The organism is Actinophytocola sp. (assembly GCF_036402745.1).
Taxonomy (GTDB): Bacteria; Actinomycetota; Actinomycetes; order Mycobacteriales; family Pseudonocardiaceae; genus Actinophytocola.
The window spans coordinates 1-13154 of the sequence record NZ_DASWSJ010000023.1 but is presented as its reverse complement, the minus strand read 5'-3'; the positions used below and the strand labels follow the sequence as shown (position 1 = coordinate 13154).

The window sequence follows — 13154 nt, the reverse complement described above, 5'->3', positions numbered from 1 at the left end:
CGCCTGCCGCCCCCACGACCCACGCGCACCGAACCGAACCGAACCGGCGACGGCGCCGGCTCTCCAACAAAGCACCGCCACCGGCCCACCCCACGGGCACCGCCCACCAGCCACCCACCGGCGGTGGCGCGGCTCAGCGTCTCCCCGGGTTCACCGTCGGCCGCGGCCCCGGCAACGCCGGCTTCTGAGCGGGGTCGGGGGCGTCACCGGACGCGGCGGCGCCCGACGACGGCCAGGACGTCGCGCAGCGCGTCGGCCGCCGCGCGCACCGCCTCGTCCGGGACGCCGGCCAGGATGTCCTCGTGGACGCGGGTGGAGGCGGCCATCGCCTTGTCGGTGACGCGGAGGCCGGTGTCCGTCAGGTGCACCCAGCGGCTGCGGGCGTCGCCCGTGTCGTCCGCGCGCTCGACGTAGCCCGCCGCAGTCAGGCGCTGCAGGACATTGCTGGTGCCGCCCGAGGTGAGGAACAGCGACCTCGCCAGCTCGCTGGGCCGCAGCCGGTGCGGTGCGCCGGCCCGGCGCAGCGCGGCGAGCACGTCGAACTCCGCGTACGTGAGCCCGAGCCCGGCAAGCTCAGCCTTCAGCGCCCGCTCGGCCAGCCCGCCGATCCGCGAGACCCGCTTGGTGAGCTCCAGGCGCGCGATGACCTGCGGCGACAGACCGGCCGCGGTCCACTGCTCGGCCAGCGCGTCGACCTCGTCCTCCACATCGCCGAGCGTACCGCTCACCATATTGCTTTCTCAAAAGCTTTTGCTATAGCCTTCTCGGTATGCAGCTTCTGATCCGCGGCGGCATCGCCGTCGACACCGACCCCGTCTCCGTCACCGCCGCCGACGTCCTGGTCGACGGCGGCCGGATCGCTGCCGTCGGACCCGGCCTCGCCGCCGGGCCGGACGCCGAGGTGATCGACGCCCGCGGGATGCTCGTCCTGCCCGGCTTCGTCGACACCCACCGCCACACCTGGCAGGCCGGCATCCGCGCGACCGGCCCCGACATCTCCTTCGCCGGCTACGTCGACCGCGTCATCGGCGAGCTGGCCCCGCGCTACCAGCCTGACGACGTCCACGCCGGCACCCTCGCCGGCGCGCTCGAATGCCTCGACGCCGGCATCACCACGCTCGTCGACTGGTCGCACATCCAGCACACGCCCGACCACACCGCGGCGGCCGTCGAGGCTCTGCGGCACAGCGGGATCCGCGCTGTCTTCGGCTACTGCTCGAGAGCCCCGGACGCGGCGGTGCTCACCGAGTACCTGGGCCACGACCTCGTCACCGTGGCGATCGCGCCGTACGGACCGGAGCTCGTCGACGAGTCCGTGGCGCTCGGCGAGTGGCGGCTGGCCCGCGAGCTCGACCTGCCCGTCACCGTCCACATGGGAGGGCACGGCGCGGAGAGCGCCGCGCGCGGGCTGGACTTCCTGGTGCGCAACGGTTTGCTCAACCCGCGCACGAGCTACGTGCACGGCAACCACTACACCGACGACGCGCTGCGCCGCATAGCGGGCAGCGGCGGCGCCGTCTCGGTGTCCCCGCTCGTCGAGGTGGAGCTGGGCCTCGGGGCCCCGGTCACCGGCCGCGCACTCGCCGCGGGCGCCCCGACCGGGCTCGGCGCCGACACGGTCGTGAGCGGTCCCGGCGACATGTTCAGCCTCATGCGGGCCGCCTACGCGCTCGAGCGGGCGCGCCCGAACACCGGCTTCACCACCCGGGACGCCCTGCGGATCGCGACCGCCGACGGCGCGCGGACCGCCGGGCTCGGCGACCTCGTCGGCACCCTCGGCGTGGGCCGGCAGGCCGACCTCGTGCTGCTGCGCACCGACCTGCTCGGCGTGGCCCCCGCGCACGACCCGGTCGGCGCGGTCGTGCTCAGCGCGGACACCCGGGCCGTCGACACGGTGCTCGTCGCGGGCCGGGTGCTCAAGCGCGGAGGTCACCTGCTGCACCACGACGTCGCGAAGGTCCTCGACTCCCTCACCGAGTCGGCGGCGAGGGTGCTCGCGGCCTGAGGCGACACCGTCGACTTCGGGCCGGCATCCGGTGGTAACGATCTCCTCGGTGGGGTAAGCCGGGTCCCGCATGCACGAAACTCGGTGAGGGAGGATCGCATGAATCCCCATCCACCCCTGGACGGCTCGAGGCCCCGGCGCACCCGCCCCCGGCTCGCCGGCGTGTTACTCGCTGCCGCCGCGCTCGCGGCCGTCGCGGTGGCGCCCGCGCAGGCGTCGGGCGCGGCCGCGCCCTACCTCAACCCCCGGCTGCCCGTCGACCAGCGCGTCCACGACCTGCTCGGCCGCATGACGCTGGAGGAGAAGGTCGGCCAGCTGACCCAGGCGGAGCGCGGCGCGATCGACGCCGACCAGGGCCAGATCACGAGCCTGGGCCTTGGCTCGGTGCTCTCCGGCGGCGGCTCGACCCCGGCGAACAACACGCCCACGGGCTGGGCGGACATGATCGACGGCTACCAGTCGCGGGCGCTCGCGACGCGGCTGCACATCCCGCTGCTGTACGGCATCGACTCGGTGCACGGCGACAACAACCTCGTCGGCGCCACGATCTTCCCGCACAACATCGGCATGGGCGCCACCCGCGACCCGGCGCTGGTGCGCGAGGAGGAGCACATCACCGCGACCGAGACCCGGGCCACCGGGCCGCAGTGGGTCTTCGCGCCCTGCGTCTGCGTGACCCGGGACGAGCGGTGGGGCCGGACCTACGAGAGCTTCGGCGAGGACCCCCGGCTCGTCAGCCGGATGGAGACCGCGATCGACGGGTTCCAGGGCGGCGACCTGGCCGCCCGGGACCACGTGCTGGCGACCGCGAAGCACTACGCCGGCGACGGCGACACCAGGTACGGCAGCTCGACCGGCGGCTACACGATCGACCAGGGGATCACGTTCACCGACTGGCGGCACTTCCAGCAGGTCGACCTGGCGCCCTACGTCACCGCCGTGCGCGAGCACCACGTGGGCAGCATCATGCCGTCCTTCTCGAGCGTGCAGTGGACCGACCGGCCCGGCAGCACGCCGGTGAAGATGAGCGCGAACAAGGAGCTGCTCACCGACGTGCTCAAGCACAAGATCGGCTTCGACGGCTTCCTCATCAGCGACTGGGAGGCGATCCACCAGCTCCCGGGCGACTACGCCACCCAGGTGCGCACCTCGGTCAACGCCGGCATGGACATGTTCATGGAGCCCTACTCCGCGCCGCGGTTCGAGCAGGCGCTGCTCGCCGAGGTGCGGGCCGGGCGGGTGCCCATGTCGCGGATCGACGACGCGGTGCGCCGGATCCTGCACAGCAAGTTCGAGCTCGGCCTGTTCGAGCACCCCTACACCGACCGCACGAACATCGCCACGATCGGCTCGCCGGCCCACCGCGCGGTGGCCCGCCGGGCGGTCGCGGAGTCCCAGGTGCTGCTGAAGAACACGAACAGGGCGCTGCCGCTGCGGCCGTCGCAGCGGATCTACGTCGCGGGCACCAACGCCAACGACCTGGGCAACCAGGCCGGCGGCTGGACGGTGACCTGGCAGGGCCAGTCCGGCAACACCAGCTTCCCGGGCACCACGATCCTGCAGGGCATCCAGGGCAACGCCGCGCACGTGACCTACAGCGCGGCCGCCTCGGCCCCGACGAGCGGCTACGACGTGGGTGTCGTGGTGATCGGTGAGACGCCCTATGCCGAGGGGGTGGGCGACGTCGGCAACAACGGCCACACGCTCAACCTCTCCGCCGCGGACCGGGCGAACATCGACCGCGTGTGCTCGTCGATCAGGACCTGCGTCGTCCTCGACGTCGCCGGCCGCACCCAGATCGTCACCGGCGAGCTGCCGAAGATGGACGCCTTCGTCATGTCCTGGCTGCCCGGCAGCGAGGGCGCGGGCGTGTCCGACGTGCTGTTCGGCAAGCGGCCCTTCACCGGCACGCTGCCGGTGAGCTGGCCGCGGACCGAGGCGCAGGAGCCGATCAACATCGGCGACCGGCACTACGACCCGCTGTTCCCCTACGGCTACGGCATCACGACCCGTCACTAGCCACCGAACCGATCGCGCCCGTGCCTGCCGCCCGACCACGAGCGGCAGGCACGGGCGGTCGCATGCTGGCCGGTAGGCGTCACGCCTTGAGCAGCCGCTCGCTCAGCTCCCAGAGTCGTTGTGCCGACTCCGGGTCGACGGCGTGCGGCACGACGTCGGACGAGACGATCTCCTCGGTACCGAAGGTGATGGGCGACGGGTCGTCATCCAGCGGTCCGATGTCGTTGTCCTTCAGGTAGACACCGCCGATCCCGGCAAGCAGCGGGCTGGTCGCCGCGAACACGATGGTGCTGGCCCCCTGCTGTGGCGTCTTCTTCTCGCGGTCGGGGTCGATGATCGGCCGACCGGAGTCGTCGATCAGTCCCATGGCCCGCAGTTGGTCCTGGGGCGTCGAGTTGTTCAGGTTCGTGCCGACGACGATGCCTGGGTGCACGGCGTAGCCGCGGATTCCCTCTTCGGCCCATCGCCGATCCAACTCGACGGCGAACAGCACGTTGGCGGTCTTGGCCTGGCCGTAGGCGAGAATGCGGTCGTAGCCGGTGGTGAAGTGCGGGTCGGCCCAGCGGATGTCGGAGATTCGCTGGGCACCGGAGGACACGTTGACGACTCGGGCACCGTGCGCGGCGCGCAGCGCGGGCAGCAAGCCCAGCGTCAGCTGGAAGTGGCCGAGATGACTGGTCGCGAACTGCGACTCGTAGCCGCGCGCGTCTCGGACCAGTTCGCCGGGCGCCGGGATGGCGGCGTTGTTGACCAGGATGTGGAGCGGACGGCCGGAGTCGAGGTACCGGGCGGCGAAGGCGTCGACCGACGTCGGGTCGAGGAGGTCCAGCTGACCGATCTCGACGCGCTCGATCCCGGCCAACGCGGGGGCGGCACGGTCCGGGTTGCGTGAGCCGACGGTGACGGAGGCGCCGGCCTCGCTGAGCGCACGGGTGGTCTCCAGGCCGAGCCCGGAGTGGCCGCCGGTGACGACGACGTTCGTGCCGGACAGGTCGATGCCCTTGAGAACCTCGTCGGCCGTCGATGCGGCGGTGAAGCCGGATCCGATTGGGTGCTGTTGCTGAGTCACGTCACCACGCTAAGCGTGATCGTCCGTACTTTGAATGATTGACGGTCCGCATTTCTTGCGCGATAGTACGGAGATGGTCGATGATCAACTGTCCGAGGTGTTCGACCTCGTCGAGGTCCGCGGTGTGCTGTCCGGCGCGTTCGCGGTGCGGGGCCCGTGGGTGTCGCGCGCGGCCATCGAGTCCCCGCTGAAGTTCTTCGCGATGGTGTGCGGTCGGGCCCGGCTGACCACCGACGGCGGCGACGGGCCGATCGAGCTCGAACCGGGCGACGTCGCGATCCTGAACAACCGCTCGTGGCTGGAGCTCGCGGGCGGCACCGGCGACGGTCCGCGCCGCGAGATCGTGCCTGCGGCGGACCTGCCCTCCACTCACCTCGCCGGTGCCGACTGCGGTACCGACGACGTCGTCATCGGCGGTCACGTCGACCTCAACCCTGCCGGTCAGGCACTGCTGCTGCAGGCGCTTCCGCCGGTGGGGCACGTCCGGGCGTCGGCTGCCGCGGCGACCAACCTGCGCGGGAGTCTCGACCGGCTGTTCGACGAGGTGACCGGTAACCGGATCGGCTCCGCGTTCGCGATCCGGCAGTACGGCCAGCTCCTGCTGCTCGACGTGCTGCGCGCCTACGTCGACCAGGCCGAACTGCCCCCGGGATGGCTACGGCTGCTGACCGACGAACGGTTGCGTCCGGCGCTGCGCCTCATGCACGCCGAACCCGGAAAGCCTTGGGGCTTGGCGGAACTGGCGCGCGCCGCGACGATGTCGCGGACGTCGTTCGCCGAACGCTTCCGGACCACGGCGGGCATACCTCCGCTGACCTACCTCAACCGCTGGCGGATGCTCCTGGCGCAGCGCGCTCTTCGTGACAGCGACGTCCGAGTCGGGTCGCTGGCGGTCGAACTGGGCTACGCGTCGGAGAGCGCGTTCAGCACCGCGTTCAAACGGGAGGTAGGGGAGTCACCGCTGCGCTACCGATACCGGGTGCGCGACGAACTGTCGGCCCGCGCCGAGTCGGTACAGGTATGACCTGCACACCCACGCCTGGGCACCGTGCACGACCCGCGCGGGGGGTGCCCCTGCCCACCCTCCGCGCCAAGTGGCCCTATGTTGGAAGGTGCGGCCGGCGAAAAGGAGGGGCATGAACATCGACGCGTTTCTCAACGCGATCCCGCCGCTGGCCGTCTACCTGATCGTGGCCGTCGTCATCGGCACGGAGAGCCTCGGCATCCCCCTGCCAGGTGAGATCGTGCTGGTCAGCGCCGCCTTGCTGGCCTCGCACCACGCCACCTTGTCCCCCGTGTGGATCGGGATCTGCGGGAGCGCGGGCGCGATCGTCGGCGACAGCATCGGCTACCTGATCGGGAAGAAGGGCGGCCCGCGGCTCTTCGCCTGGGCGGGGCGCAAGTTCCCCAAGCACTTCGCGCCCGAGCACATCGACAAGGCCCGGGGGCTGTTCCAGCGCCGCGGCGTGTGGGCGGTGTTCTTCGGCCGGTTCATCGCGCTGCTGCGGATCCTGTCCGGGCCGCTCGCGGGCTCCCTGCACATGCACTACGGCAAGTTCCTCGCCGCCAACGCGCTCGGCGGCATCGCCTGGGCGGGCGGCACCACGGCCCTGGTCTACTACCTGGGCACCGTCGCCGAGCAGTGGCTCTCCCGCTTCTCCTGGATCGGCCTGGGTGTCGCCGTCGTCTTCGGCCTGGTGGTGACGATGGTCGTCCGCAGGCGCATGGCCGCCCACCCCCACCAACCCGACACCCACGACGACACCGGCGACGACACCGGCACCGGCGACGACACCGAGACCGGGTCCCCCGCGACGGTCACCTCGCGGGAGATCCGGCCGTGAGGTCCGGCGTCAGAGCCCGGTGACCGGGCGCCGGGCCGTCGCGAAGCGGTACACCTGCCGCGGCGGCTGCGCGCGGTGGTGCCGCTGGCGCCGGGACCGCTTCACCAGCGTCCACAGCCACAACAGCCCGATCGCCGCGACCACCGCGAGGCCCAGCCAGTTCAGCACCGTGTAGAGGCGCACCTGGGTCGCGGTCGGCTCCACGAGCAGGCCGCGCTCGAGCAGCTGGAGCTGCCACGGCTGCCCGGTGAGCAGCAGCGTGATCATCACGGCGATGGTGGACATCGAGTCCCACAGCGCGTGCAGCAGCGAGACGCCGAGGTAGGCGAGGACGAGCCGGGCGGTGATGACGAAGTGGTCCCGCGTGCTCCACGCGAACAAGACGCCGCCGAGGATGGCGGTCCACAGCCCGTGCCCGACCGGGGTCAGGATCCCGCGCAGCAGCTCGGTCGTCACCAGGTCGTGCAGCGACAGGCCCTGCGGGGTGAACAACGAGGTGAGCGCGTACCCGGCCGACTCGAAGGCGGAGAAGCCGAACCCGACCGTGGCGCCGAGGATCATCCCGTCCCGCATCGACTTCACGGCCAGCCGCCGGGTCAGCAGGGCGAGCGCGACCAGCTTGACCGCCTCCTCGATGAGCCCGACGCCGACGTAGAGCCAGATCGACGGGTACAGCAGGTACGTCTCCAGGACCGACGCGCCGAGCACCCCCAGCACGCCGCCGACGAGGAAGGTCCGGAACACGAGCTCGGCGGTGATCTCGCCGGACTCCCGTTGCTCGAACGCCCACGCCACGAACGTCACCGGCACGAGGAAGCTGCCGAGGAGCACGAGGGTCGGGATGAGGTTGGCGTTCCCCGTCAGGTACGTGGCCACCGCGGACAGCACCCACAGCACCAGGCCGATGCCGAAGATGCGCAGCCAGCCGCGCCGGACCAGCGGGCGATCGCGGCGGGCAACCGTCACCGGCGCCTCCCCCATCGCTCGGCGCGGCCGTGGGCCGCGGTGTCGATGAACACCCGGTTCCGCGCCGCCGAGCCCGGCTCCGCGACGTCGAGCCCTTGCGGGCAGAGCAGGCCCGACCACCGCAGGGCGGGCGGCTCCGCCGTGTCGAGGGTGGCCCGGTACTGGGCGAAGATCTCGCTGAGCGGCTCGTCGTCCATCGCGTACAGCACGGGTGGCGCGAGCCCGGTGAGCTCGAACCTGCCGTCGGCCGCGGACACCCGGTCCTCCACCCGGCGCATCAGCTCGAGGAGGGTGTCGTCGACGTGGTCCACCCGGGACAGGTCGACGACCAGGTCCCGCGTGCCGGCGTTGAGGAGCCCGGCGAAGAGCGCGGCGAGCCGGCGAAGCCCTTGCGTGTCGACCGACCCGCCGACCGTGACCACGGTGTAGTGCCCGCCGCGCAGCGTCGAGGAGACGGTGAGCTCCCCGGTCGAGTCGGCCATCGCGCGGACGAGCGCGCGTCCCATGAGCCGTTCGAGCTCGGCGAGCGCCGTCATCCGCTCCAGACCGTCGAAGCGGTGGGAAAGTCCGGTGACCATGCACGTAATCGTCCAGATCACCGGTCCGGACGGCCTCACCCTGGTGGGACCAAATTGGGCGGCCGTGGCTGACACCGCAGGACAGCATCGCCTGCCGTCCCGGTCGCCGGGCTGTCCGGGGCCGACAACCAGGGTCCTGCGTGCTGTCCGCCGCGGACACGGCTGGTGGGTGGGCCTCGCGGTTATCGTCGGGTGACCCCGCGAAAGGAGTGGCCATGACCTCGGCGACGGGTGGTGCGCTCGGCATGATCGAGACGAGAGGTCTCGTCGGCGCGATCGAGGCGGCGGACGCGATGGTGAAGGCCGCCAACGTCCGGGTCGAGGGCTACCGGACGCTGCGCAACGGGCAGGTCTCGGTGCTCGTGCGGGGCGACGTCGGCGCGGTGAAGGCCGCCGTCGACGCCGGCGCGGCCGCCGCGGCGGCGACCGGGGAGATGCTGTTCGCGCACGTCATCCCGCGACCGCACGGGGAGACCGAGGGCGTCGTCAGCGAGGCCGTCGTCTCGCCTTAGGGCTCGTCCGGGCCGGTCCGGTTGAGCTGGAGCAGCCGCAGGGCGAAGTCGGCACGCATGCGGTCCTCGTGGCGGCTGAGGTCCAGGCCGGTCAGCTGCTTGATCTGGGCCAGCCGGTAGCGCAGCGTCTTGTGGTGGATGAACAGCCGCTCGGCGGCCAGGCGCTGGGTGCAGTCGGCGTCGAAGAACGCGCGGAGCGTGCGGACCAGCGACCCGTCGTTGTCCCGGTCGTAGGCCACGAGCGGACCGGTCACGTCGTCGACGAAGGTCTGCAGGTCCGGGTCGGTGCCCGAGCACAGCAGCAGCCGCACGATGCCCAGCTCCTCGTAGAGGAACACGTTGTCGCCGCCGAGCCGGTGGGCCGCCGACAGCGCGGTCTTCGCCTCGTTGAGCGCGCTGGGCAGCTCCACCACGTCATCGTGCGCCCGGCTGATCCCCCAGGTCAGGCGCAGCCCCGCGAGCTCCCGGCGCACGGCCGTCGTGAGGCCGCTGACCAGGTCCTTCACCCCGGCCCGGTCGAGGTTGGCGGTGATCCCGGCGATCTGGTCCCCGCGCAGGCTGGCGAGCGAGAGGCCGCGGCTCTCGTCGACGGTGCGCATCGTGCGCAGCACCTCGCGGCGGACCCGGTCGGTCTGCGAGGTGTCCCAGCTGTTCTTGGCCGCCAGCTCGTCGAGGTTCTCGAGCTTGCCGTAGAGCACGCGCAGCGCGCCGCGCAGCGTGACGTTGAGCTGCCGCGCCCTGGTGCGCGCGGCGATGCGGTGCTCGACCGGTCCTTGCAGCAGGTCCCACAGCACCTGCTCGAGCTCCTCGGCGCGGGCCCGGCTCGCGGTGCGCTGACGCAGCAGGGTGAGCGAGCACGCCATGGCGACCTGTCCGGCGGCGACCTCCATCAGCTCGGCCGACTGCTCGCCACGCAGCAGGCACACGCACCCGAACTGGTCGCCGTCGGCGTACACCGGCTGCGTCCACGCGGGCGCCTCGCCACCGCCGTCCGCCAGCCGCAGCGTGATGCGGCCGGGCGGGGTCCGCGCCGGGATTGTGGTGGGCAGCGTCGCCAGCAGGCCGTCCTCGCTGTGCGCGGCGACCAGCGCGCCATCCTGGCCGTAGATCCCGACCTGGCAGCCGAGCTCGGTGGCCACGGTCCGCGCGATCGCCGGCAGGCCGACCCCGTCGAGCACCGTGCGCAGCAGCACGTGCTGGAGGTTCGAGGACCGGGCCAGCACGGCGACCTGCTGCTCCAGCGCGTCCCGCGTCACCTTCATCTGGGCGACCGCGACCGCCTGCGTGTCGTGCAGCCGCGCGTTGTCGATGGCGATCGTGGCGAAGTCCGCGAGGGTCACCATCCGGCGCACGTCCCGGTCGGTGAACACCGAGGGGCGCCGGCGCCAGACCTCGAGGACGCCGATGAACTCGCCCTGCAGCCGCAGCGGCACCGCGAGCGCGGACTGGGTCTGCTCCTGCTCGGCGAGGAACATGAAGTCCTGGCTGATCGTCTGGTCCTCGAGGTAGCTGTCGACCTTCGCCGGCTCGCCGGTGAGGAACACCAACCCCGCCACGCCCTGGCCGCGGCGCATCCGCAGCCGGGCGGTCTCGACCACCCGGTTCCCGACGCAGGACCGCATCCGCACCTGGTCGCCCTCGCGCAGCAGCACCCCGCAGATGTCGGCGTCGAGCTGCTGCAGGGTCCGGTCCGCGATCGACAGCAGCACCTGGTCGACGTCGCGGACCGACAGCAGCCGGGCGACGACGTCGCGGATGACGGCGGTCTCCGCGGCCGCCTCCGCCGCGCCGACCACGACGTCGTCGCGCTCCACCGCGAGGGCGAGCCACACGGCCGCCTGCCGCAGCACGCGGCGCACGGCGGGGGCCACGGCGACCGACGGGTCCCACGTCAACGCCACCGGGCCGGCCCGCACCACGCCGTCGGCCCGGCCGTCCGGGTCGGGAGGCCCGATCGGCGAGGTGCCGGCGAGGATCGTCCAGTCGCCCCGCTGCCGCACGCCCACCGCGAGGTCGGTCCCCGTCTCGTGCGCCGCCGCGGCCGCGACCGCCGCGGCGGCGGTGGGCAGGTCCTCGGGCAGGTCGGCCAGGAGGTCGGCGAGGCCCCGGCCGGCCGGGCGGTGCTCGATCGGCCGGAGCACCGTGACCGAGCTGCGTTGGGACGGCGTCATTGCCAGACCTCCGACGGCGGCTTATACCGTGATCAGTGATTTGAGGCTACGCCGCCGGGCCATCCGGCGATATGCCTCCGGAACGTCGCTGAGCTGCACGATGTCCGCGCCGAGCACGGTCGGATCGACGGCTCCCGAGCGCAGCAGCCCGACCAGCTCGTCGGCGTCACGCATCAGGTCGCCGACCACGAACCGCAGGCACAGCTCGTCGGTGAACGCGCGCGCGACCGGCAGCTCCCACGCCGGATCCGCGTGCACGCCGACCGACACCACGGTCCCGCGCCGCCGGACGAGCCCGAAGGCGGTGTCCAGCCCGCGCGGGCCGCCGACGGCGTCCACCACGACGTCGGCGCCACGGCCGTCGGTCACCCGGTCCACCAGCTCCCTGGCGGTGTCCGGCTCGGTGCCGAGCGCGCCCTCGCGGGCCGCCAGGTCGCGGCGCTCGGCCACGGGCTCGACCAGCACGACCACCCCGGCGCCGCAGGCCTGCGCGGCGAGGCTGGTGAGCTGGCCGACGGGGCCGCCGCCCACGACCGCGACGGTGTCCCCCGGGCACGGCGCCGCGCGGCGCACCGCGGCGTACCCCGTGGCGAGCGTGTCGCCGAGGAAGATCGCGGCGTCCAGCGCCACGCCGGGCGGCACCGGGTGCAGCACGGTGTCGGCGTGGGGCACCCGCACGAGCTCGGCCTGCGCGCCGGGAAGCGGCGGCCCGAACGCCGAGCCGGTGCCGAAGAACCGTCGTTCCGCGCACTCCCAGTGGTCGCCGTGGCGGCACCACCAGCAGGTGCCGCACGCGGTGTAGTCGGCGCCGACGACCAGGTCGCCCGGCCGGTGGACGTGCACGCCCGCGCCGATCTCGGCGATCTCACCGACGAACTCGTGGCCGAGCACGAAGCCCTCGGGCAGGCCGGCCGGGTGCGCGACGCAGTGCAGGTCCGTGCCGCAGACCGCGGCCCGGCGAACCCGCACCACCGCGTCGGCCGGCGACTCGAGCACCGGGTCGGGCACCGTGTCGACGCGGACCCGCCCGTCGCCGGCGAACACCACGGCACGCATCACCCGCCGCCCGTCACGACACCGCCGCCAGCTCGCCGAGCCGGTCCCGGATCCGGTCGGCGGCCTGGCGCAGGGCGGCCAGCTCGTCCTGCTCGAGGCTCAGCTCGACGATCTCCTTGACGCCGCGCCGGCCGAGTCGCACGGGCAGGCCGACGTAGACGTCCCGGATGCCGTAGGTCCCGTCGGCGAGCACGGCCGCGGGCATGACCTCCCCCGTGTCGTGCACCATCGCCAGCACCATCCGGGCGGCCGAGGTGCCCGGCGCGAGGAACGCGCTGCCGCTCCGGAGCAGGCCGACGACCTCGGCCCCGGAGCCGCGCGCCCGGTCGACGACCGCGTCGAGGTCCGGCACCTGGTCCGCCAGCGGCCCGCGCGGGGTGCTCGCCTGGGACAGCGGGATGACCATCTCCTCGCCGTGGCTGCCGAGTGCCACCGCGCCGATCCGGTCGGCCCGGTCGACGCCGGTGAGCGCGGCGAGTGCCTGGAACCGTGCGGTGTCGAGGACCCCGGCCATCCCGAGCACGCGTTCGGGCGGGAAGCCGGACTCCCGCCAGGCGTGCTGGGTCATCTCGTCGAGCGGGTTGGTGACGACGACGAGCACCGCGGCCGGCGAGGTGCGGGCGACCTCCCGGGCCACGTCGCCGACGATGGCGGCGTTGGTGCCGACGAGGTCGGAGCGGCTCATGCCCGGCTGGCGCGGCCTGCCCGCGGTGATCACGACGTAGTCGGCGGGCCCGGCGTCGGCCACGGTCGCGGTGCCGCGCACGCGCGTGCCGAACCCGCCGAGCGCCGCGGTATGGGTGAGATCGAGCGCGATGCCGGCCGCCCGCCCCTCGTCGATGTCGACGAGAACGATCTCGCCGAACACATCCGCGTCGGCCAACCGCAACGCGGTGATCATGCCGACGTGCCCGGCCCCGACGACGACCACCCG

13 protein-coding genes are annotated in these 13154 nt (G+C 72.9%); 6 read left to right on the top strand and 7 right to left on the bottom strand.

Annotated features, from left to right (window positions below; genetic code table 11):
* On the top strand, positions 1-188 hold a 188-nt coding region (locus VGD70_RS01720; RefSeq protein WP_331077365.1), incomplete at its 5' end, for a hypothetical protein.
* A 15-nt stretch (positions 189-203) separates the two neighbouring features.
* Here VGD70_RS01720 and VGD70_RS01715 read toward each other — a convergent pair.
* Complete coding sequence (locus VGD70_RS01715) at positions 204-731, bottom strand: MarR family winged helix-turn-helix transcriptional regulator (protein WP_331077363.1); 528 nt, start codon at positions 729-731, stop codon at positions 204-206.
* A 38-nt stretch (positions 732-769) separates the two neighbouring features.
* On the opposite strand from VGD70_RS01715, the gene VGD70_RS01710 reads away from it, so the two are divergent.
* Positions 770-2005 carry an amidohydrolase family protein gene (locus VGD70_RS01710; RefSeq protein WP_331077360.1) on the top strand — a complete coding sequence of 412 codons (1236 nt, stop codon included), beginning with the start codon at positions 770-772 and terminating at the stop codon, positions 2003-2005.
* Between the two features lie 99 nt (positions 2006-2104).
* On the top strand, positions 2105-4024 hold the full coding sequence (locus tag VGD70_RS01705) for a glycoside hydrolase family 3 protein (RefSeq protein ID WP_331077358.1): 1920 nt from the start codon (positions 2105-2107) through the stop codon (positions 4022-4024).
* Between the two features lie 79 nt (positions 4025-4103).
* On the opposite strand, the gene VGD70_RS01700 is transcribed toward VGD70_RS01705, so the two are convergent.
* A complete protein-coding gene (locus tag VGD70_RS01700; RefSeq protein ID WP_331077356.1) occupies positions 4104-5093 on the bottom strand; it encodes an SDR family NAD(P)-dependent oxidoreductase in 990 nt (329 codons plus the stop codon).
* Between the two features lie 34 nt (positions 5094-5127).
* Between VGD70_RS01700 and VGD70_RS01695 the strand changes: the two genes are divergently transcribed.
* On the top strand, positions 5128-6117 hold the full coding sequence (locus VGD70_RS01695; protein ID WP_331077354.1) for an AraC family transcriptional regulator: 990 nt from the start codon (positions 5128-5130) through the stop codon (positions 6115-6117).
* A 112-nt stretch (positions 6118-6229) separates the two neighbouring features.
* Positions 6230-6937: a DedA family protein gene (locus VGD70_RS01690; RefSeq protein WP_331077352.1), complete on the top strand. Its 708-nt coding sequence runs from the start codon at positions 6230-6232 to the stop codon at positions 6935-6937.
* Positions 6938-6946: 9 nt separating this feature from the next.
* On the opposite strand, the gene VGD70_RS01685 is transcribed toward VGD70_RS01690, so the two are convergent.
* Positions 6947-7903 carry a PrsW family intramembrane metalloprotease gene (locus VGD70_RS01685; protein ID WP_331077350.1) on the bottom strand — a complete coding sequence of 319 codons (957 nt, stop codon included), beginning with the start codon at positions 7901-7903 and terminating at the stop codon, positions 6947-6949.
* Complete coding sequence (locus VGD70_RS01680) at positions 7900-8481, bottom strand: STAS domain-containing protein (RefSeq protein WP_331077348.1); 582 nt, start codon at positions 8479-8481, stop codon at positions 7900-7902. The genes VGD70_RS01685 and VGD70_RS01680 overlap by 4 nt, the downstream gene beginning before the upstream one ends.
* Positions 8482-8696: 215 nt before the next feature.
* On the opposite strand from VGD70_RS01680, the gene VGD70_RS01675 reads away from it, so the two are divergent.
* Positions 8697-8993 (top strand): BMC domain-containing protein, encoded by a 297-nt coding sequence (locus tag VGD70_RS01675; protein WP_331077346.1) that lies wholly within the window; start codon positions 8697-8699, stop codon positions 8991-8993.
* Here VGD70_RS01675 and VGD70_RS01670 read toward each other — a convergent pair.
* The 3 genes from VGD70_RS01670 to VGD70_RS01660 all read right to left on the bottom strand — a co-directional run.
* Positions 8990-11164: a helix-turn-helix domain-containing protein gene (locus tag VGD70_RS01670; RefSeq protein WP_331077344.1), complete on the bottom strand. Its 2175-nt coding sequence runs from the start codon at positions 11162-11164 to the stop codon at positions 8990-8992. The two genes, VGD70_RS01675 and VGD70_RS01670, sit on opposite strands and share 4 nt — an antisense overlap.
* Before the next feature lie 21 nt (positions 11165-11185).
* Positions 11186-12220 carry an alcohol dehydrogenase catalytic domain-containing protein gene (locus tag VGD70_RS01665; RefSeq protein WP_331077342.1) on the bottom strand — a complete coding sequence of 345 codons (1035 nt, stop codon included), beginning with the start codon at positions 12218-12220 and terminating at the stop codon, positions 11186-11188.
* A 13-nt stretch (positions 12221-12233) separates the two neighbouring features.
* Positions 12234-13154: malate dehydrogenase (locus VGD70_RS01660; RefSeq protein ID WP_331077340.1), on the bottom strand; the 921-nt coding region annotated here is incomplete at its 5' end.